Source organism: Streptomyces sp. ISL-12, from assembly GCF_018614415.1.
In the GTDB taxonomy this organism is placed as follows: domain Bacteria; phylum Actinomycetota; class Actinomycetes; order Streptomycetales; family Streptomycetaceae; genus Streptomyces.
In genome coordinates this window covers 43,549-63,977 of sequence record NZ_JAGGOO010000023.1, presented here as the reverse complement: position 1 = coordinate 63,977, position 20,429 = coordinate 43,549, and the positions used below count along the sequence as shown (strand labels likewise).

Annotated in this window: 18 protein-coding genes; 8 read left to right on the top strand and 10 right to left on the bottom strand. The window is 71.3% G+C overall.

Annotated features, from left to right (window positions below; genetic code table 11):
• Positions 1 to 13: 13 nt before the first annotated feature.
• From J7I94_RS06940 to J7I94_RS06930, 3 genes are read right to left on the bottom strand one after another with little or no spacing between them, the layout of a single operon-like run.
• A complete protein-coding gene (locus tag J7I94_RS06940) occupies positions 14 to 1,954 on the bottom strand; it encodes a substrate-binding domain-containing protein (RefSeq protein ID WP_215165944.1) in 1,941 nt (646 codons plus the stop codon).
• Positions 1,944 to 3,524: a sugar ABC transporter ATP-binding protein gene (locus J7I94_RS06935; protein ID WP_215165942.1), complete on the bottom strand. Its 1,581-nt coding sequence runs from the start codon at positions 3,522 to 3,524 to the stop codon at positions 1,944 to 1,946. The genes J7I94_RS06940 and J7I94_RS06935 overlap by 11 nt, the downstream gene beginning before the upstream one ends.
• Complete coding sequence (locus tag J7I94_RS06930; protein WP_215165940.1) at positions 3,521 to 4,555, bottom strand: LacI family DNA-binding transcriptional regulator; 1,035 nt, start codon at positions 4,553 to 4,555, stop codon at positions 3,521 to 3,523. The genes J7I94_RS06935 and J7I94_RS06930 overlap by 4 nt, the downstream gene beginning before the upstream one ends.
• A gap of 280 nt (positions 4,556 to 4,835) precedes the next feature.
• Here J7I94_RS06930 and J7I94_RS06925 point away from each other — a divergent pair, with 280 nt between their 5' ends.
• Together J7I94_RS06925 and J7I94_RS06920 are read left to right on the top strand one after the other, a co-directional pair.
• Positions 4,836 to 5,345, top strand: coding sequence for a pyridoxamine 5'-phosphate oxidase family protein (locus J7I94_RS06925; protein WP_215165938.1), 510 nt, complete (start codon positions 4,836 to 4,838; stop codon positions 5,343 to 5,345).
• A gap of 85 nt (positions 5,346 to 5,430) precedes the next feature.
• Positions 5,431 to 6,261: a hypothetical protein gene (locus tag J7I94_RS06920; protein WP_215165936.1), complete on the top strand. Its 831-nt coding sequence runs from the start codon at positions 5,431 to 5,433 to the stop codon at positions 6,259 to 6,261.
• A 60-nt stretch (positions 6,262 to 6,321) separates the two neighbouring features.
• On the opposite strand, the gene J7I94_RS06915 is transcribed toward J7I94_RS06920, so the two are convergent.
• Entirely contained in the window at positions 6,322 to 6,639 is a 318-nt protein-coding gene (locus J7I94_RS06915; protein WP_251074775.1) for a hypothetical protein, read from the bottom strand.
• A gap of 162 nt (positions 6,640 to 6,801) precedes the next feature.
• The gene (locus J7I94_RS06910; RefSeq protein ID WP_215165934.1) at positions 6,802 to 7,248 is read right to left on the bottom strand and encodes an ATP-binding protein; all 447 of its coding nucleotides are present in this window, start codon (positions 7,246 to 7,248) and stop codon (positions 6,802 to 6,804) included.
• A gap of 253 nt (positions 7,249 to 7,501) precedes the next feature.
• Here J7I94_RS06910 and J7I94_RS06905 point away from each other — a divergent pair, with 253 nt between their 5' ends.
• Together J7I94_RS06905 and J7I94_RS06900 are read left to right on the top strand one after the other, a co-directional pair.
• Entirely contained in the window at positions 7,502 to 8,305 is an 804-nt protein-coding gene (locus J7I94_RS06905; protein ID WP_215165933.1) for a helix-turn-helix transcriptional regulator, read from the top strand.
• An 8-nt stretch (positions 8,306 to 8,313) separates the two neighbouring features.
• Positions 8,314 to 8,508: a DUF397 domain-containing protein gene (locus J7I94_RS06900; protein WP_215165932.1), complete on the top strand. Its 195-nt coding sequence runs from the start codon at positions 8,314 to 8,316 to the stop codon at positions 8,506 to 8,508.
• A gap of 30 nt (positions 8,509 to 8,538) precedes the next feature.
• On the opposite strand, the gene J7I94_RS06895 is transcribed toward J7I94_RS06900, so the two are convergent.
• Together J7I94_RS06895 and J7I94_RS06890 are read right to left on the bottom strand one after the other, a co-directional pair.
• Entirely contained in the window at positions 8,539 to 9,219 is a 681-nt protein-coding gene (locus J7I94_RS06895) for a hypothetical protein (protein ID WP_215165931.1), read from the bottom strand.
• 120 nt (positions 9,220 to 9,339) lie between these two features.
• A complete protein-coding gene (locus tag J7I94_RS06890; RefSeq protein WP_215165930.1) occupies positions 9,340 to 9,918 on the bottom strand; it encodes a Uma2 family endonuclease in 579 nt (192 codons plus the stop codon).
• A 68-nt stretch (positions 9,919 to 9,986) separates the two neighbouring features.
• On the opposite strand from J7I94_RS06890, the gene J7I94_RS06885 reads away from it, so the two are divergent.
• On the top strand, positions 9,987 to 12,257 hold the full coding sequence (locus J7I94_RS06885) for an ATP-dependent RecD-like DNA helicase (protein WP_215165929.1): 2,271 nt from the start codon (positions 9,987 to 9,989) through the stop codon (positions 12,255 to 12,257).
• A 197-nt stretch (positions 12,258 to 12,454) separates the two neighbouring features.
• Positions 12,455 to 13,744 (top strand): citrate synthase, encoded by a 1,290-nt coding sequence (locus J7I94_RS06880; RefSeq protein WP_215165928.1) that lies wholly within the window; start codon positions 12,455 to 12,457, stop codon positions 13,742 to 13,744.
• A 643-nt stretch (positions 13,745 to 14,387) separates the two neighbouring features.
• Here the strand turns inward: J7I94_RS06880 and J7I94_RS06875 are convergent.
• The 3 genes from J7I94_RS06875 to J7I94_RS06865 form a co-directional block, all read right to left on the bottom strand.
• A complete protein-coding gene (locus J7I94_RS06875; RefSeq protein ID WP_215165927.1) occupies positions 14,388 to 16,691 on the bottom strand; it encodes a cation-translocating P-type ATPase in 2,304 nt (767 codons plus the stop codon).
• Between the two features lie 127 nt (positions 16,692 to 16,818).
• Positions 16,819 to 17,058 (bottom strand): heavy-metal-associated domain-containing protein, encoded by a 240-nt coding sequence (locus J7I94_RS06870; protein ID WP_215165926.1) that lies wholly within the window; start codon positions 17,056 to 17,058, stop codon positions 16,819 to 16,821.
• Between the two features lie 117 nt (positions 17,059 to 17,175).
• A complete protein-coding gene (locus tag J7I94_RS06865) occupies positions 17,176 to 17,376 on the bottom strand; it encodes an AlpA family transcriptional regulator (RefSeq protein WP_215165924.1) in 201 nt (66 codons plus the stop codon).
• A 299-nt stretch (positions 17,377 to 17,675) separates the two neighbouring features.
• On the opposite strand from J7I94_RS06865, the gene iolC reads away from it, so the two are divergent.
• Together iolC and mmsA are read left to right on the top strand one after the other, a co-directional pair.
• Positions 17,676 to 18,626 carry a 5-dehydro-2-deoxygluconokinase gene (gene iolC / locus J7I94_RS06860; RefSeq protein WP_215165922.1) on the top strand — a complete coding sequence of 317 codons (951 nt, stop codon included), beginning with the start codon at positions 17,676 to 17,678 and terminating at the stop codon, positions 18,624 to 18,626.
• A gap of 174 nt (positions 18,627 to 18,800) precedes the next feature.
• Positions 18,801 to 20,303 carry a CoA-acylating methylmalonate-semialdehyde dehydrogenase gene (gene mmsA, locus J7I94_RS06855; RefSeq protein WP_215165920.1) on the top strand — a complete coding sequence of 501 codons (1,503 nt, stop codon included), beginning with the start codon at positions 18,801 to 18,803 and terminating at the stop codon, positions 20,301 to 20,303.
• The last annotated feature ends 126 nt before the right edge of the window (positions 20,304 to 20,429 follow it).

Here is a 20,429-nt window from a genome sequence, read left to right as displayed (position 1 = left end):
CGTCGGTCAGCCGTCAGCCGTCGAAGCCGGCCACATTCTCCTCGGTGACCACCTTCACCGGCACCTTGACCGTCTCCTCGGTCTTCTTCCCCTCGGCCGCCCGCAGCGCGTTGTCCACGGCGATCCGGCCGAGCTGCTTGGGCTGCTGGGCGACGGACGCGTACAGCGTGCCGTCCTGGACCGCCTTCAGCCCGTCCGGCGTGCCGTCGAACCCGACGACCTGCACCGACGTCCCGGCCTTCGCACCGAGCGCCTTGATCGCGCCGAGCGCCATCTCGTCGTTCTCCGCGAAGACGCCCTTGATGCCGGGGTGGGCCTGGAGCAGGTTCGTCATCACGTCCAACCCCTTGGTGCGGTCGAAGTCGGCGGGCTGCTTGGCGACCACCTCGATGCCCGGGTAGGCCTTCAGCCCCTCGGCGAACCCGGCGCCGCGCTCCCGGCTGGCGGAGGTGCCGGCCTGCCCCTGGAGGATCACGATGGTGCCCTTGCCGCCGAGCTTCTCGGCGAGCGCCTTGGCGCCCAGCGCACCGCCCTCGACGTTGTCGGAGGCGACCAGCGCGGCGGTGTCCGCCTTGTTGACGCCGCGGTCCACGGCGACGACGGGGATGCCGGCCTTGTTGGCCGAGCGCACCGAGGGGCCGGCCGCGTCGGAGTCGACGGGGTTGACGATGACCGACGACAGCCCCTCGCTGGTGAAGTTCTGCACCTGGTTGGCCTGCTGCGATGCGTCGTTCTGCGCGTCGGTGACGGTGAGTTCGACGCCCAGCTTCTCCGCCTCCTCCTCGGCGCCCGCCCGGATCTGTACGAAGAAGGGGTTGTTCAGCGTCGACAGCGACAGCCCGATCCTCTGCTTGCCGCCCGCGTCGGACCCGCCGTGCAGCAGCGAGGTCGCGCCGACGACGGCCACCGCGACGACCGCCGCGATCAGATAGGTGACGGCCTGCTTGCCCTTGCCGCCGGGCGTACCGGCCCCCGCCGGCGCCGGGGTCGCCCCCGCCTTGCGCCGCACGGTGTCGAGCAGCACCGCCAGCGCGATGACGACACCGATGACGACCTGCTGCCAGAACGCCGACACCGACAGCAGGTTGAGCCCGTTGCGCAGCACCGCCAGGATCAGCGCGCCGATCAGCGTCCCCGACGCCTTGCCGGTACCGCCCGCGAGCGAGGCCCCGCCGATCACCACAGCCGCGATGGCGTCCAGCTCGTACCCCTGCGCGGCCTGTGGCTGCGCGGAGGAGAGCCGGGAGGCCAGCACGATGCCGGCCGCGGCGGCGAACAGCCCGGAGAAGGCGTAGATGGCGAGCTTCTGCCGCTTGACCCGCAGCCCGGACAGCCGCGCGGCCTCCTCGTTGCCGCCGATGGCGTACATGGCACGCCCGATGTACGTCCGCCCCAGCACGAACGCCGTGATCAGCCCCATCACGACCATCACCAGCACCGGCACCGGCAGCCAGCCGCCGAGCGTGTCGCCGAGGTGCGAGACGGAGTCCGGGAACGGGATCGGCGACCCCTGGGAGATGACCAGCGACAGCCCGCGCCCGACCGACAGCATGGCCAGCGTCGCGATGAACGGCGGCAGTTTCCCGTACGAGACGAGGAACCCGTTGACGAGCCCGCACGCGATGCCGGTCGCGACCGCCAGCACCAGCGCTATCGGCACCGGCACCCCGCCCTCGGCGGCGCTCCACGCCAGCACGGTCGCCGACAGCGCGGCGACCGAACCGACCGACAGGTCGATGCCGGCCGCGACGATCACGAAGGTGACACCGAAGGCGAGGATGGCGGTGACGGCCGCCTGCACCCCCACGTTCAGCAGGTTGTCCGTCGTCAGGAAGTCCCCCGACAGCGCCGACATGGCGACGACGAGGACGATCAGCGCGGTCAGCGCGCCGTTGTCGAGCAGCAGCCGGCGCAGACCGCCGCCGGACGTGTTCTTGAGGGTGTCAGCGGCCACCGTCGGCCTCCGTTCCATGGTTCTGAGCGTTCTGAGCGCTCTGGGCGCTCTGGGCGCTCTGGGTGCTCTGCGGGTTGCTGACGGCGAGCGCCATCACGGCGTCCTGGGTGGCCTCCCCGGCGGCGAGTTCGCCGGCGATCCGGCCCTGCGCCATGACCAGCACCCGGTCGCTCATGCCGAGCACCTCGGGCAGGTCACTGGAGATCATCAGGACGGCGGCGCCGGCGGCCGTCAGCTCGTTGATCAGCTGGTAGATCTCGACCTTGGCGCCGACGTCGATCCCGCGCGTCGGCTCGTCGAGGATCAGCACCTTGGTGTTGGCCAGCAGCCACTTGCCGATGACGACCTTCTGCTGGTTGCCGCCGGAGAGCGTGCGCACCTGCTGCCCGAGGCCCGCCATCCGCACGCCGAGCTGCCCGGCGATCCGGGCCGCGGCGGCGCGCTGTCCCTTGAGGTCGACGAGCCCCGCGCGGGACGTGGACCGCAGCGTGACCAGCCCCAGGTTCTCCTCGACGGAGGCGTCGAGCACGAGCCCCTGCCCCTTGCGGTCCTCGGGCACCAGCCCGATCCCGGCGGCCATCGCGGCGTTGACGTCGTGCCCCCGCAGCCGCGCGCCCCCGACCAGGACACTGCCCCGGTCATAGGGGTCGGCCCCGAAGACGGCCCGTACGACCTCGGTCCGCCCGGCCCCGACCAGCCCCGCGATCCCGACGACCTCCCCGGCCCGCACCTCGAAACCCACGTCGTGGAACACCCCGCCCCGGGTGAGCCCTTCCACCTTGAGCAGCGCCTCACCGGCGTCCGTCCGTTCCCGCGGGTACTGCTGCTCGATCGACCGCCCGACCATGAGCCGTACGAGTTCGTCCTCGGGGGTGGAGGCGGGCACCTGCCCGACGCTCGCACCGTCCCGGATGACGGTGACCCGGTCCCCGAGGGCGGCGATCTCCTCCAGGTGGTGGGTGATGAAGACGATCCCGACCCCGTCCGCCCGCAGCCGCCGCACGATGGCGAAGAGCTTCTCCACCTCCTCCGAGGTGAGCACGGCGGTCGGCTCGTCCATGATCAGCACCCGCGCGTCGAGGCTCAGCGCCTTGGCGATCTCGACCATCTGGAGCCGCGCGATCCCCAGTTCACGCACCCGGGTGCGCGGCGACACGTCGACCCCCACCCGCTCCAGCAGCACGGCGGCGTCGGCGTCCATCCGCTTCCGGTCGATCATCCCCAGCCGCCGCGGCTGCCGCCCGAGGAAGATGTTCTCGGCGACGGTCAGCTCGGGAACGAGATTGAACTCCTGGTAGATGGTGGCGATCCCGAGCCGCTCGGAGTCCTGCGCCCCGTTGATCCGCACCTCCTGGCCGTCCACCAGAATCCGCCCGGCGTCGGGCGTGTGCGCGCCGGAGAGCGTCTTGATGAGGGTGCTCTTGCCCGCGCCGTTCTCACCGAGCAGCACATGCACCTCGCCCCGGCGCAGATCGAAGTCCACGCCGTCCAGCGCGACCACGCCGGGGAAGGTCTTGCGGATGCCCTCGATGCGCAGCAACTCGTCGTCCCGCACGTCCTGGCTGCTCACGTCGTACTCCTTCGTACGGAATTCGGGGACCGGTCGGGGCCGGGCTCACCGCACGACCGCCGCACGACGAGCCGCGCGGGCAGGGTCACGGACGCACCGGCCCGCCCCTCCACCCGGTCGACCAGCGCGCGCACGGCGGCCCGCCCCAGTTCCCCCGTCGGCTGGGCGATCGCGGTGACCGGCGGATCGGTGTGCACGAACCAGCGGATGTCGTCGAACGCGGCGAGCGCGATGTCCTCGGGCACCCGCAGCCCGCGCGCCCGTACGGCGTCCAGGGCGCCGAGCGCCATCAGGTTGTCGGCGGCGAAGACGACGTCGGGCGGCTCGGGCAGGTCGAGGAACCCCTCGGTGACCCGCCGCCCGCTCTCCGCCTGGAAGTCGCCCTGCCCGATGTAGTGGCCGGGCAGGGGAAGCCCGTACGCGCCGAGCGCCTCCCGGAAGGCGTCCACCCGCTCCTGGCCGGTGGTCGTGGCCGCGGGCCCCGCGATGATGGCGAGCCGCCGGTGCCCGAGCCGGTGCAGGTGCGCCACCAGGTCCCGGACGGCGGCCCGCCCGTCCGACCGCACCACGGGCACGTCGACGCCCGGTATCCACCGGTCCACGAACACCATCGGCGTCCCGGCCCGCGCCGCCTCCAGCATCCGGGGCGAGCCGCCGTCGGTCGGCGACACGAGCAGCCCGTCGATCCGCCGGTCCAGCAGCGTCGTCACATGATGGTCCTGCAACTCGGGCCGCTCGTCGGCGTTGCCGATGATGACGCTGTAGCCGAGCGCGCGGGCCTCCTCCTCGACGGAGCGGGCCAGTTCGGTGAAGTACGGGTTCAGTACGTCGCTGATGACCAGGCCGAGCGTGCGCGTCTGGTCGGTGCGCAGGGACCGGGCGACGGCGTTGGGCCGGTAGCCGAGGGCCTCGACGGCCGCCAGCACCCGGTCCCGCGCGCCCTCGCTGACGGACGGGTGCCCGTTGAGCACCCGCGACACCGTGGCGACGGAGACGCCGGCCTCGGCGGCGACGTCCTTGATGCTCGCCATCGCGTTCCACCTCCTCGTGGAATCGATTACACGAGGAGGATTGGAATCGATTACACGACGGCCTGGCAAGGGGGTGGGAGAGGCCGAGACCGGATCGTGACCGGCGTGCGGTCAGATCCGGCGTCGAGCGGCGCGGCCCGCGACGACCTCCAGCGGGTGGCCGACAGGGCACTGGCCGGCCGGCCCGCTGCCTGAGACACCGGCCCCGGCCCCCTCGGTCGCCGGGCGTAGGTCCCGCGCCCCAGGTGCGCCGCGCCCCGCCTGGCTAGGGTCGTTCCTCATGGACACCACGGACATCGCCGGTCGCCGGACGCTGCCGGAACGCACGCGCGACACCCTGCGGCGGCTCACCACCGAACGGGACGCCTGGCTGTCCACGGCTCACCCGGACCACGGTCCGCACCGGGTGCCCCTGTGGTTCCTGTGGGACGGGCGAGCCGTGTGGATGTGCACCGGCGCCACGTCCGTGACCGCGCGCAACGTCCGCGCGGAGCCGCGGGTACGCCTGTCGCTGCCGGACGCCTTCGACGTGGTGCTCGTCCAGGGCGAGGCGGAGTGCTTCACCGACCAGGAGGTGCCCGGACCCGCCGCGGAGGCGTTCGCCGGCAAGTTCGGCTGGGACCCGCGCGGGGAAGAGGGCCCCTTCCTGTACCTGCGCGTGACCCCGACAACCGTGCGCGCCTGGCGCGGTGTACCGGAGCTGCGCGGAAGGGTCGTCATGCGGGACGGGAAGTGGCTGGAGCGGCAGCTGTCTTCGACGCTCACGCCCCGGACACCGGACGGTCGATGACAGGATCGCCAGATGCTTAGCGCACTCATCCGCACCCCGTACGTGCCGCACACATCCCGCGCCGCCCTGTGCGGCGGGTGAGTCCATGGACTCCGACGGGATGTCCACGATCGTGGGCGCGGTGTGCACGCTCCTGGGGGTAGCCGTCGGCGCCCTCGGTGCCCTGGCCGCAGCCCGGGTGCAGTTGCGCGGGGCGATCGCGCAGGCGGACGCGGTGCTGGCGCAGGCCGACATGACCTACCGGGCGGCTCTCGACCAGACGCACGCCGCGCAGCGCGCCGCGCATGAGCAGTGGCGCCGGGAGATCAGACGGGACGCCTACGCGGCGTTCGTCACCGCGCTCGACGAGGTCAAGGAGCTGGTCGCCCGGCCCGAACTCCTCGATGCCGACGCCCTGTCGGCCGCCTCGCGCGCGGTGACGGCGGCCTTCGCGGTGGTGGAGCTGGAAGGCCCGGCCTCTCTCACGGCGCTCGCGCAGACGGCACAGCGGCGTTGCCTCGTGGCCGACGAGCAGGCTCGGCGGCTGGCCCCACGCGCCACCGCCATGCGCGTCCTGAGTACGGCGACCGGTGCCGCGACGGACCAGGCCGACAGCGGGTCCCCGTCCGCCCTCGCACGCGCGGCCCACCGGGCACTGACACAACTGCGCGAAGCCGCTTTCCGCCACGACACCGGCCGAGCGGACCGGTCCGCCTACGAGTCCGCGCGCCACCGCGCGGCCGAGGCCCTGGACGCGTGCGCCCTCTTCACGGCCGAGCAGCGGCACGCCCTGCTCGGCGACCCCTCGTGGGAGGCGGCCCTGCGGATGGGCAGCGAACACGCCGAGGCGCTACGGCAGTTCGACGCGGCCCGGGGCGACTTCGTGTCCACGGCCCGCGAACTCCTCGACACCGCCACCGACACCGGCCGCCGATGAGACGGCGGTGCCGTGCGGGGGCCGGAGAGCCGGCCGGCCGCACGGCACCACCCACTGTCCTTACCGTACGAGCACGACCGAGTTGATCGGCGTGAAGTCGTACGGCGCGTAGGCGCCGGTGGCGCGCTGCACGGGGTAGCAGTCGGCGCCGTTGTACCCCTTGCAGATCTGGAAGCCGGCGCCTCCCGTCTGGTTGTTCACGATCACCCGGGTACCGGTCACGTTGGACAGGTTGTGGGCGCCGTAGCTGTAGAAGATGTTCTTGTTCAGGATGCTGCCGTTCGCTTCGCGGATGCAGACCGCGCCGGACGGACAGGCCGTCGCGGCCGAGGCGCTCGGCGCCAGGGTGACCCCGAGGGCACCCAGGGCGAGAGTCATGCCGGCGACCGTTGCTGCGAGCTTGCGCAATGTTCCCCCTATGTCGGGATGCCCCGGTATGGGCATCTCGTACGTCGAAAATAGCCGGGCCGGTGAGGGCACGCCAGAGCACCGGGACAACTCACGCGCTGTGGTGCGAATGGGATTCAAGAGGCGGACGTGTCATCGGCGTTGCGACAGATGTCCGGATCGGTCCCCTTGAGCCACCCCCACCTCGCACCACACGTACTTGCCCCGACTCCCCTCCCCGGGCAGCGGATACCAGCCCCACGCGTCGGCACACGCCCGCACGAGGGTCAGTCCTCGGCCTTCCTCCAACTCCTCCGCATGCGATGACGGAGAAGGTGGTTCCGGCGGCGCGGAGTCCGTGTCCCACGCCCCGATCCGCAACGTTCCCGGCGGTGACCAGCGCATCCGCAGCGTGGCCGGCCCCTTCGTATGCCGTACGGCGTTGGACACCAGCTCCGCCGCGAGCAACTCCGCGACGTCGACGAGCCGGATCAGTCCGTGGACGGTGAGGATCAGGCGCAGGGTGCGGCGGCTGACGGTGACGGCGCGGAGGTCGTTGGGGATGTGGAGCGAGTACTCCCAAGGCTCGTTCTCAGGCATGCGGGACTCCGTTCCGGAGGAGAGGGAGGGTGAGCACGGGCGCGGTGTCATTGCCGCGACGCCACGGCATGGCGGAGCGGTGCGCTTCCGACGGACCCGTTCCGCACGGTGTGCGACTCGTCACCGACGGTAGATCTAAAAATAGAGATCAGGCAACCTCGTCGCGTAATCTGTCCCCGAACGAGTCGCGCCCGAGGGCGCGTTGAGTCAGGGGGCGAACGAAGCTTTGAGGCGCAAACCAACGGCACGACAGATGCGGCTGGCCACCGAGCTGCGCAGGCTCCGCGAAGCGGCGGGCCTCACCTCACGCGAGGCGGCCGGGCTGCTGGGAGTGAGCCCCGCCCAGATCACCCACATCGAGTCGGCCCTTGCGGGTGTGAGCGAGAAGCGACTGCGCCGACTGGCCTCTCATTACGCCTGTGAGGACCAAGAGTTCGTCGACGCTTTGGTCGCCATGGCCACCGACCGGACGCGTGGCTGGTGGGAGGAGTACCGGGGCCTGCTGCCGACGTCGTTCCTCGACCTCGCCGAACTGGACCACCACGCCACGTTCCTGCGTGAGGTGGCGATCCTCTACGTGCCGGGCTTGTTGCAGACCGAGGAGTACGCTCGGGCGGTTTTCTCGGCCAGGGTCCCCGAACTCACGGGCGACGAACTGGAACTGCGGGTTCGGCATCGAACGCAGCGCCAACAGATCACAGTTCCGTACGAGGTGGTGATCCACGAGGCCGCCCTGCGCATCAGGGTCAGTGACCGCAGCACGTCCAAGACGCAACTCGCGAAGATTCTGGAGCTCTCCGGTGAGGACAACATCACCGTCCGGGTGATCCCCTTCGACCTGGACGGGTTCGCCACGGCCGCCAGTTCGATGAGGTACGTGGGCGGACCCGTCGCCAAGCTGGACACCGTCGTACGTGACGTACCGCACGGCTCGGCATTCATCGATGCTCACGCGCAACTCAGTGTGTTCCGAACGCGCTTCCGTAAGGTGGAGGCAGCGTCGCTGGACCCCGAACAGTCGCGCGACTTCATCGACCGGCTGGCAAAAGAGTTGTGAGGCACCCCATGGACAACTGGCGCAAGTCGTCCTACTCAGGCCCGGACGACGGCAACGATTGCGTGGAAGTGGCGACCTCACCCACCCGCATAGCCGTCCGCGACTCGAAGACCCCCCACGCGCCCACCCTCACCTTCCCGGCGTCCTCCTTCACCGCGTTCGTCGAGTCCCTCAAGCGGACGGCGAGCGAAACGGAGGCGTAGGCACTCCCGGCGCCGCCCCCGCCGGAGCGCTCACGACTTCCGCGCCTTCCGCAGCGCCGCGCTGACCGCCTCCTCGTTCCGGCCGAAGACCGCCTTCTCCAGGCTCTTGTCGTCCTCCCGGGAGAACCGCTCCCCGAGCGACACGTCCTCCTTGCTCAGCACCCGCCCGCACCACTCGCCCTGCCCGGCGACATGGTCGTCGAACGGTACGGCCGCGCCCTCCCCGAGCACGACCCACGCGTCGTCGACCCAGCGCAGCGCGAGCAGATAGGTGTGCCCGGTCTCCAGCCGGGGCGCCGCCGCGGCCGTCCGCTTGATGCGCGTACCGCTCTCGTAGACCCGCCACCCGGGGGCGACCATGTCGAAGCTGTCGCCCAGTTCCTGCCGGGGCGACCCGGCGGACCACAGGACGTCGTCCGCACGGAAGGTCACGTCCCGGTCCGCCGTGTACTTCACCGAACCCTCGGTGTAGTCCTCCCGGTTGATCTCCTTCTCCGCGGTGGGCGTCGCCACGACGACGTGGTCGGCGTTGGTGACCCAGTCCGACGCGCTCTGCGACGCGTACGCGTCCTGCGGGATACCGCACCCGACCACGGTGTCCAGACCGCCCTGGCCGACCATCACCCCGGCGAGCACCCCGGCGGCGGCCAGGACCGCGGCGATGGGCCGGCCGGGCAGACGGTCGAACAGGGCGGGACGCGCGGATCTCATCAGGGCACACCGTTCCGGGAGACTGTTGGTGCAGGACAAGACGATCAACAGGCCCGAACGGTTACCTCGAAGATCGACATCCGTGTAACAGCCGCCCCGCACCCCGTCCCCGGGGCCTCCCTAAGACCTGCCGTCCTTCCCGTACCGCCGGAACTCCGACGTCTCCACGGTCCACGGCCCGAACGGCACCGAGTCGCCGAAGATGTACGGCTCCTTGTTGCTGTAACGGCCCTTGCAGGGCTCGGAGTGGACCTCGATCGTGCCGGTGCGCGGGTCGACGATCAGGTAGAGCGGGATGCCCATGGCGGGATAGTCCGCGAGCTTCGCGTCGTAGTCGTTGCTCGGGTTGGACGGGGAGACGATCTCGATGGCGGCCAGCACCTGCGTAGCGTCGACGGCGAGACCCTCTTCGTCCAGGGCGGTCTCGGGAATGACCACGGCGTCGGGCCGGCGCATACGGCCCAGCGCCGGGTGCTCGATCTCGGGGCCGTTCTCGCAGACGTGGCCCGGGTGGGTGGCAGGAAGCTGCGTGTTGAGCTGATTGCGGATGCGTCGGACCGTGCCCTCGTGCCGCTTCGAGGGACACATCATGGCCAGTATCGGACCGGACGGCCCGATCTCCACGCTCCAAGCTCCTTCGAGCTGCTCGGCGTAGGCCCCGAGGTCCGCGGCGATGGCGCGCATCTTGGCGTAGTCCATGTGTCAAGACTACTGAGCGACTCCCTGCCGGACCGCCCGCTGTCACAGCCCCCCGGTACCGTCGGATCATGACCGACCAGTCCGCAGCGGCCCCCGGCGAACGGCGGCTCGCCGTGCTCGAAGGCGTCCTGGAGCGCATCACGTACGCCAATGAGGAGAACGGCTACACGGTCGCCCGCGTCGACACCGGCAGAGGCGCCGGTGACCTGCTCACGGTGGTCGGCGCGCTGCTCGGCGCGCAGGTGGGGGAGTCACTGCGGATGGAGGGCCGCTGGGGGAGCCACCCCCAGTACGGCAAGCAGTTCCACGTCGAGAACTACACCACCGTCCTGCCCGCCACCGTCCAGGGCATCCGGCGCTACCTCGGTTCCGGTCTGGTCAAGGGCATCGGGCCGGTCTTCGCCGACCGCATCACCCAGCACTTCGGCCTCGACACCCTCACCGTCATCGAGGAGGAGCCCAAGCGGCTGATCGAGGTCCCGGGCCTGGGCCCCAAACGCACCAAGAAGATCGCCGACGCCTGGGAGGAGCAGAAGGCGATCAAGGAGGTCATGCTCTTCCTCCAGACCGTCGAGGTGTCCACCTCCATCGCCGTCCGCATCTACAAGAAGTACGGCGACGCCTCGATCTCCGTCGTCAAGAACCAGCCGTACCGGCTCGCCGCCGACGTCTGGGGCATCGGGTTCCTCACCGCCGACAAGATCGCCCAGTCCGTCGGCATCCCGCACGACAGCCCGGACCGGGTGAAGGCCGGGCTCCAGTACGCGCTGAGCCAGGCCACCGACCAGGGGCACTGCTATCTCCCCGAGGAGAAGCTGATCGCCGACGCGGTCAAGCTGCTCCAGGTCGACACCGGGCTGGTCATCGAGTGCCTCGCCGAGCTGGCCGCCGAGCCGGAGGAGGACGGCGCGGATCCCGGCGTCGTACGGGAGAAGGTGCCCGACCCGGAGGGCGGGGAGCCCGTCACCGCCGTGTATCTGGTGCCCTTCCACCGGGCCGAGCTGTCGCTGGCGGGGCAGTTGCGGCGGCTGCTGCGGGCCGACGAGGACCGGATGCCCGGCTTCCAGGACGTCCCGTGGGACAAGGCGCTCGGGTGGCTGAAGGGGCGCACGGGGACCGAGCTGGCGCCCGAGCAGGAGGCCGCCGTGAAGCTGGCGCTCACCGAGAAGGTCGCCGTGCTCACCGGCGGGCCGGGATGCGGCAAGTCGTTCACGGTGCGGTCGGTGGTGGAGCTGGCCCGCGCGAAGAAGGCCAAGGTCGTGCTCGCCGCGCCGACCGGGCGGGCCGCCAAGCGGCTGGCGGAGCTGACCGGCGCCGAGGCGTCCACCGTCCACCGGCTCCTTGAGCTGAAGCCGGGGGGCGACGCCGCCTACGACCGGGACCGGCCGCTCGACGCCGACCTGGTGGTGGTCGACGAGGCGTCGATGCTGGACCTGCTGCTCGCCAACAAGCTGGTGAAGGCCGTTCCGCCGGGGGCGCACCTGCTGTTCGTCGGGGACGTGGACCAGCTGCCGTCCGTAGGCGCCGGTGAGGTGCTGCGTGACCTCCTCGCCGACGGCAGTCCCGTCCCCGCCGTCCGCCTCACCCGGGTCTTCCGCCAGGCCCAGCAGTCGGGCGTGGTGACCAACGCGCACCGGATCAACTCCGGTCAGCACCCGGTCACCGACGGCATGAAGGACTTCTTCCTCTTCGTCGAGGACGACACCGAGGAGGCGGGCCGGCTCACGGTCGACGTGGCGGCGCGGCGCATCCCGGCCCGCTTCGGGCTCGACCCGCGCCGGGACGTGCAGGTGCTGGCGCCGATGCACCGGGGACCGGCCGGCGCGGGCACGCTGAACGGCCTCCTCCAGCAGGCCGTCACCCCGGGCCGCCCCGACGTTCCCGAGAAGCGGTTCGGCGGACGCGTTTTCAGAGTCGGCGACAAGGTCACCCAGATCAGGAACAACTACGAGAAAGGGGAGAACGGAGTCTTCAACGGCACGGTGGGTGTCGTCACCTCCCTCGACCCGGTGGAGCAGCGGCTCACCGTACTGACCGACGAGGACGAGGAGGTCCCGTACGACTTCGACGAACTGGACGAGCTGGCGCACGCCTACGCGGTGACCATCCACCGCTCGCAGGGGAGCGAGTACCCGGCGGTGGTGATCCCGGTGACCACGGGCGCCTGGATGATGCTCCAGCGCAACCTGCTGTATACGGCGGTCACCCGGGCGAAGAAGCTGGTCGTCCTCGTCGGATCGCGCAAGGCGATCGGGCAGGCGGTGCGCACGGTGTCCGCCGGGCGCCGGTGCACGGCGCTGGACTTCCGGCTCGGCGCTCCGGACGCACGTAACAAATGATCGATCAAATGAGTCGCGAAGGTCACAGACCACTTCCCGAAGGGGAGCGGAGGGGGCAGTATGAGCAAGTTGGCGGCACTCAGTGCCGCCGATAGGCCCGATGGTCGACCCCGAGTGCACTCTCCTGAGCCAAGTGGGGGATGGTAGAGACAGTCAGGGCACCTCGAAGATGAGGCACTACGTCGGTGAGGGAAGACGTGAGCGACAACTCAGTAGTACTGCGGTACGGCGACGGCGAGTACACCTACCCGGTGATCGACAGCACCGTCGGCGACAAGGGCTTCGACATCGGGAAGCTCCGCGCCCAGACCGGTCTGGTCACGCTGGACAGCGGTTACGGCAACACCGCCGCCTACAAATCCGCCATCACCTATCTGGACGGCGAAGCCGGCATCCTCCGCTACCGCGGCTACCCGATCGAGCAGTTGGCCGAGCGCTCCACCTTCCTGGAGGTCGCCTACCTGCTGATCAACGGCGAGCTGCCGACGGTCGACGAGCTCACGGCGTTCCAGAACGAGATCACGCAGCACACCCTGCTGCACGAGGACGTCAAGAACTTCTACAAGGGCTTCCCGCGCGACGCCCACCCGATGGCCATGCTGTCGTCGGTGGTCTCGGCGCTGTCGACGTTCTACCAGGACAGCCACAACCCGTTCGACGAGCAGCAGCGCAACCTCTCCACGATCCGCCTGCTCGCCAAGCTCCCGACGATCGCGGCGTACGCGTACAAGAAGTCGGTCGGCCACCCGTTCGTCTACCCGCGCAACGACCTCGGCTACGTCGAGAACTTCCTGCGCATGACGTTCTCGGTGCCGGCCCAGGAGTACGACCTGGACCCGACGGTCGTCGCGGCCCTGGACAAGCTGCTGATCCTGCACGCGGACCACGAGCAGAACTGTTCGACCTCCACGGTCCGCCTGGTGGGTTCGTCCCAGGCCAACATGTTCGCGTCGATCTCGGCCGGCATCAACGCGCTGTGGGGCCCGCTGCACGGCGGCGCCAACCAGTCGGTGCTGGAGATGCTGGAAGGCATCCGCGACGCCGGCGGTGACGTCGACTCCTTCATCCGCAAGGTGAAGAACAAGGAGGACGGCGTCCGCCTGATGGGCTTCGGCCACCGGGTCTACAAGAACTTCGACCCCCGCGCCAAGATCATCAAGGCCGCCGCGCACGACGTCCTCTCCGCCCTCGGCAAGTCCGACGAGCTGCTGGACATCGCCCTGAAGCTGGAGGAGCACGCGCTCTCCGACGACTACTTCGTCTCGCGCAGCCTCTACCCGAACGTCGACTTCTACACCGGCCTGATCTACCGGGCCATGGGCTTCCCGACCGAGATGTTCACGGTCCTGTTCGCCCTGGGCCGGCTGCCGGGCTGGATCGCCCAGTGGCACGAGATGATCAAGGAGCCGGGTTCCCGCATCGGCCGCCCGCGCCAGATCTACACCGGCGTGGTCGAGCGCGACTTCGTCCCCGTCGAGGAGCGCTGAGCGCCACCCGACGGTTCGCAGAGAGTCCCGTACCGCCTGGCGGTGCGGGACTTCTTCGTACGGTGCCGAGGTTCGTACGGTGCCGAGGTTCGTACGGTGACGAGAGCGGGAACAAGTGAAAGGCGCCCCGGCGCCGGTCCCCCCACGGGCCGACGACCAGGGCGCCTTCCCATGTCCCGGTGCGGATTCCCCCCACGGGATCCGGCCGGGCGTCTGAGAGAACAGCGCCTGAATCGCTGTACTGCTGTGCCGTCTGGCGTACTGCTGCGGTCTGCCGGGACAGTGCACCTCCGGGAGGGCCGCTCAAAGCTTCCCGGTGTACGTACTGCCCCGGCAACGCTCCCCCAAGCTCTCAACTACGTTCGAGCAGGGAGGTACCCCCATCCGGGCAAGTCCCCCAAGACATCCCCGGATGCCAGTTCGCGCCCCCCAAGACGCTCCCTGACATTGTCAACTTAGACCTTCGAATCCCTCCGATGGTTACGTTCGGATCACTGTGAGCTGCGTCTCCCGCTCCTGTCCGTCAGGTGGGCGAGTGACCGGTATGCCGAACGAGACCCCAGCGTAAGGAAGATGCGCGAGCCTTGTGAAGAGCTTATGGGAGAGAGGTGCCGGACTCCAGGGGCACCGGGGGTTCGAGACCTCAGTGAAATGTGCGGAGCCGGAGGCTGTTGGTGACGACGAAGACGGAGGAGAAGGCCATCGCCGCGCCCGCGATCATCGGGTTGAGCAGTCCGGCGGCGGCCAGGGGGAGGGCGGCGACGTTGTAGCCGAAGGCCCAGACGAGGTTCCCCTTGATCGTCGCGAGGGTGCGGCGGGAGAGCCGGATGGCGTCGGCGGCGACCCGCAGGTCGCCCCGGACCAGGGTCAGGTCGCTCGCCTCGATGGCCACATCGGTGCCGGTCCCCATCGCCAGGCCCAGGTCGGCGGTGGCGAGCGCGGCGGCGTCGTTGACCCCGTCGCCGACCATGGCGACCGTACGGCCCTCGGTGCGGAGGCGTTCGACGACGGCGACCTTGTCCTCGGGCAGCACGTCGGCGATCACCTCGTCGATGCCGACCTGGCGGGCGACGGACTCGGCGACGGTGCGGTTGTCGCCGGTGAGCAGGACCGGACGCAGCCCGAGCGCCCGCAGCCGGGCGACCGCTTCGGCGCTGGTCTCCTTCACCGCGTCGGCCACGGCGACCATCCCGCGCACCGCGCCGTCCCAGCCGACCAGGACGGCCGTACGTCCCTCCCGCTCGGCCTCCTCGGCGGCCCCCGCGATCTCGTCCGGGACCTGCTCGAAGAGGCGCCCCACGGTGACCTCGCGACCCTCCACGCGCCCGCGTACGCCCCGTCCCGGCACGTTCGTGAAGCCCTCGACGGGGGGCAGCGTGCCGACGCGCTCCGCGGCGCCCGCGGCGACCGCCCGGCCGACGGGGTGCTCGGAGGCGTGCTCGACGGCACCGGCGAGGCGCAGCAGCTCCCGCTCGTCGGTGCCCTGGGCGGCGTACACGGTGTGCAGGGTCATGCGGCCGGTGGTGACGGTGCCGGTCTTGTCGAGGACGACGGTGTCGACGCGGCGGGTGGACTCCAGGACCTCGGGGCCCTTGATGAGGATGCCGAGCTGGGCGCCGCGCCCGGTGCCGACCAGGAGGGCGGTGGGGGTGGCCAGGCCCAGCGCGCAGGGGCAGGCGATGATCAGGACCGCGACGGCCGCCGTGAACGCGGCCACCGTGTCACCGGTGGCGCCCAGCCAGCCCCCGAAGGTGCCCACCGCGATCAGCAGCACCACGGGCACGAATATCCCGGAGACCCGGTCGGCGAGGCGCTGGACGCGGGCCTTGCCGTTCTGGGCGTCCTCCACCATGCGGGCCATCCGGGCGAGCCGGGTGTCGGCGCCGACCCGGGTGGCCTCGATCACCAGCCGGCCGCCGGCGTTGACCGTGGCTCCGGTGACGGTGTCCCCGGGCGTGACGTCGACCGGCACGGACTCGCCGGTCAGCAGCGAGGCGTCCACCGCCGAGGTGCCCTCGACGACGGTGCCGTCGGTGGCGATCTTCTCGCCGGGGCGTACGACGAACAGGTCGCCGACCGCCAGCCGGTCCGCCGGGACGCGCACCTCGCGGCCGTCGCGCAGGACGGTGACGTCCTTGGCGCCCAGTTCCATCAGCGCCTTGAGCGCGGCGCCCGCGCGCCGCTTGGAGCGGGCCTCCAGATAGCGGCCGAGGAGCAGGAAGACGGTGACGCCCGCGGCCACCTCCAGGTAGATCGCCGAGGAACCGTCGGCGGGGGAGGCGGTCAGGTCGAAGGGGTGGCGCATGCCCGGCATGCCGGCGTCGCCGAAGAACAGGGCCCACAGCGACCAGCCGAACGCCGCGAGGGTGCCGAGCGTCACCAGGGTGTCCATGGTGGCGGCGCCGTGCCGCAGGTTGGTCCAGGTGGCGCGGTGGAAGGGGAGGCCGCCCCAGACGACGACGGGTGCGGCCAGGGTGAGCGAGAGCCACTGCCAGTTGTCGAACTGCGCGGCCGGGATCATGGCCAGCAGCACGACGGGGAGAGCGAGCAGCGCGGAGACGGACAGGCGGCGGCCCAGGGCGGAGAGCTCCGGGTCGTCGTCCGCCGGCCGGGCCTTCTCGCCTTCGGAGTCCGGCGCGGGCTCGGGCGGGGGCGGTTCCTCCGCCGTGTACCCGGTGCGCTCCACGGTGGCGATCAGGTCGGCGATGCCGATGCCCGGCGGGTAGGAGATCCGGGCCTTCTCGGTCGCGTAGTTCACCGTGGCGGTGACGCCGTCCATGCGGTTGAGCTTCTTCTCGACGCGGGCCGCGCAGGAGGCACAGGTCATGCCCCCGATGCGCAGTTCGGTCCGCGAGCGGCCGGGCGCGTCGTCCCCCGGGGGCGGCGCGGAAGGGGGTGACGCGGACGGGGGCGGCGCGGACGGGGTGCGGGCGGTGGTGGTGGTCATGCTCCGGCTCCAGACGGCCGACCGGGCGGCATGCGACGCGGCCCGGTCGCGAGGGATGGGCTCCGTGTGCGGACGGTGCGCGGACGTGCGCGGAAGCGCGCGTGGGTACGAGGGGCGGGCGGGCCGCTCAGGCGCGGCCGACGAGCTCGAAGCCCGCCTCGTCCACGGCGGCGCGCACCGCTTCCTCGTCCAGTGCCGCCTCGGAGACGACGGTGACCTCGCCGGTGGAGGCGACGGCCTTCACGGAGCTGACGCCGGGAATCTCGCCGATCTCGCCGGAGACGGCGCCCTCGCAGTGTCCGCAGCTCATCCCGCTGACCTTGTAGACGGTGGTGACGGAATCCGAGGTGCCGGTAGGGGCGGTCATGTCTACTCCTCGTCGGGGCGTGTGGGTGGGGTACCCGTGACCCATGGTGGGATCACCTACCTCCACCATACCCCTAGGGGGTACGGGTGTCGCGCATCGGGTACCGGCCGCCCCGGATCAGCGCTCCCGGCGCCCCCCTCTGCCCGGCCGGGACGCCACCCACGCGCGGACCGTGTCGGCGTACCAGTAGGGCTTGCCGGCCTCCACATGGTCGGGCGGGGGCAGCAGGCCGTGCTTGCGGTAGGACCGTACGGTGTCCGGCTGCACCCTGATGTGGGCCGCGATGTCCTTGTAGGACCAGAGGGTTCGGTCGGTCATGCGTCACACCTCCCCGCGCGCGCCTCGGGGGCGGCCGGGAACGGCCGTCGGGGGAGCCGGGCGCCGCGCTGGCGATCATCAACCTGTGACCGTTCAACGACCGAGCGTGAGGAGGGGGCGGGTGGCGTACGCGGGTGTGACGGAAGACCGGCGTACCCGCGACAGCCGTGACACGGCCGAGGTGTTCGTGACAGAAGTGCCGCACGGGAGTGGGCCGGGCGGCGGGCGTGGTGCGTTGACGCCGGGGGAAGGGTTCAGGTACGGCAGAGCCGGGACCGACCGACACCGAGGGGCCGCGTATGGCGTACGACGTGATCACCATGGGGCGGATCGGGGTCGACCTCTACCCGTTGCAGACGGGCGTCCCGCTGGCGCGGGTCACGTCCTTCGGGAAGTTCCTCGGCGGCTCGGCCACCAACGTCGCGGTCGCCGCCGCCCGCCTCGGCCGCCGTACGGCGGTGATCACCCGGACCGGCGACGACCCCTTCGGCGCCTACCTCCACCAGGCCCTGCGCGACTTCGGCGTCGACGACCGCTGGGTCACCCCGGTGCCCGGACTGCCCACCCCCGTCACCTTCTGCGAGGTCTTCCCGCCGGACCACTTCCCGCTCTACTTCTACCGGCAGCCCAAGGCCCCCGACCTGGAGCTGGACGCCCACGACCTCGACCTGGACGCCGTCCGCGACGCCCGCGTCTTCTGGGTCACCGGCACCGGCCTGTGCGCGGAACCCAGCCGTACGGCGACCCTCGCCGCCCTCGCGCACCGCGCCGGGACCGGCACGACCGTCTTCGACCTGGACTGGCGTCCCATGTTCTGGGACGCGCCGGACGCGGCCCGCCCCTTCTACCGGGAGGCCCTGCGGCACGCCACCGTCGCCGTCGGCAACCTCGACGAGGTGGAGGTCGCCACCGGCGTCCGCGAACCGCACGCCGCCGCCCGCGCCCTCCTCGACGCGGGCGTGCGGCTCGCGGTCGTCAAACAGGGCCCCGAGGGCGTCCTCGCCGCCGACGACCGGGGCGCCAGTGTCCGGGTCCCGCCGCTGCCGGTCGACGTCCTCAACGGCCTCGGCGCGGGCGACGCCTTCGGCGGCTCCCTCTGCCACGGCCTGCTGGCCGGCTGGGAGCTGGAGCGGACCATGCGGTACGCCAACGCCGCGGGCGCCATCGTCGCCTCCCGCCTGGAGTGCTCCTCCGCCATGCCGACCGCCGACGAGGTGGCGGCGGCGCTCGCGGCGGGGGCCGTACGGTGACCGTGCCGCGCCGGCCCGGGAACGCCTCCGGCGCGGCGGCACCCCCGCACCTGTCTACGCGGGGTCCGCAACCGCAGACACTGTGTCGGGCCCGGTGCCGGGTCCCCGCCTGATGGGATGTCCTCCGTACCGACCCCTGACCCCGCCCCCCGGTCTGCGAAGGAGTTCACGGCCATGACGGACATCGTCAACCACTGGATCGGCGGCAGGACCGTCGAAGGCGCCTCGGGCAGGTCCGGCCCGGTGACGAACCCGGCCACCGGCGCGGTCACCGCCCACGTCGCCTTCGCCTCGGCCGAGGAGGTGGACGCCGCGGTCGCCGCCGCCCAGGAGGCGTACGCGACCTGGGGCCAGTCCTCGCTCGCCCGGCGCACGGAGATCCTCTTCCGCTTCCGCGCCCTGCTCGACGCCCACCGCGACGAACTGGCCGCGCTGATCACCGCCGAGCACGGCAAGGTGCACTCCGACGCCCTCGGCGAGGTCGCCCGCGGCCTGGAGATCGTCGACCTGGCCTGCGGGATCACCGTGCAGCTGAAGGGCGAGCTGTCGACGCAGGTCGCCACCCGCGTCGACGTGGCCGCCATCCGGCAGCCGCTGGGCGTGGTCGCGGGCATCACGCCGTTCAACTTCCCGGCGATGGTGCCGATGTGGATGTTCCCGGTCGCGATCGCCTGCGGCAACACCTTCGTGCTCAAGCCGAGCGAGAAGGACCCCTCGGCCTCGCTCAAGCTCGCCGAACTGCTCACCGAGGCCGGCCTGCCCGACGGCGTCTTCAACGTCGTCCACGGCGACCGCACGGCCGTCGACCGCCTGCTGGAGCACCCCGACGTCAAGGCGGTGTCCTTCGTCGGCTCGACGCCCATCGCCCGCCACATCCACACCACCGCCTCCGCCCACGGCAAGCGCGTGCAGGCGCTCGGCGGCGCCAAGAACCACATGCTCGTGCTGCCCGACGCCGACCTGGACGCGGCGGCCGACGCGGCCGTGAGCGCCGCCTACGGCTCCGCCGGTGAGCGCTGCATGGCCGTCTCCGCGGTCGTCGCCGTCGGCGCCACCGGTGACGTACTCGTCGACAAGATCCGCGAACGCGCCGAGAAGATCAGGATCGGCCCCGGCGACGACCCGGCGAGCGAGATGGGCCCGCTGATCACCAGGGCCCACCGCGACAAGGTCGCCTCCTACGTCGCGGGCGCGGCGGCCGAGGGCTGCGAGGTCGTCCTCGACGGCACCGGCTTCACCGTCGACGGCCACGAGGACGGCCACTGGATCGGCATCTCCCTGCTCGACAAGGTGCCCACCTCGGCGAAGGCGTACCAGGACGAGATCTTCGGCCCGGTGCTGTGCGTCCTGCGCGCGGAGACGTACGAGGAGGGCGTGGCCCTCATCAACGCCTCCCCGTTCGGCAACGGCACCGCGATCTTCACCCGGGACGGCGGCGCCGCCCGCCGCTTCCAGCTGGAGGCGGAGGCCGGCATGGTCGGCGTCAACGTGCCGATCCCGGTCCCCGTCGGCTACCACTCCTTCGGCGGCTGGAAGGACTCCCTCTTCGGCGACCACCACGTCTACGGCAACGACGGCACCCGCTTCTACACCCGCGGCAAGGTCGTCACCACCCGCTGGCCGGACCCGTCCGAAGCCCCGTCCGGCGTCGACCTGGGCTTCCCGCGCCACCACTGACAGCACGCCCCAGGGCCCGTCCGCACCGCGGACGGGCCCGTTTTTTTACGCCCGGCCGCTGCGGTTCCCGCAGTACGGCAATGCGCGCTCCCCACGGCCCTGTTGTGTCCTGATGGCCATCCGACA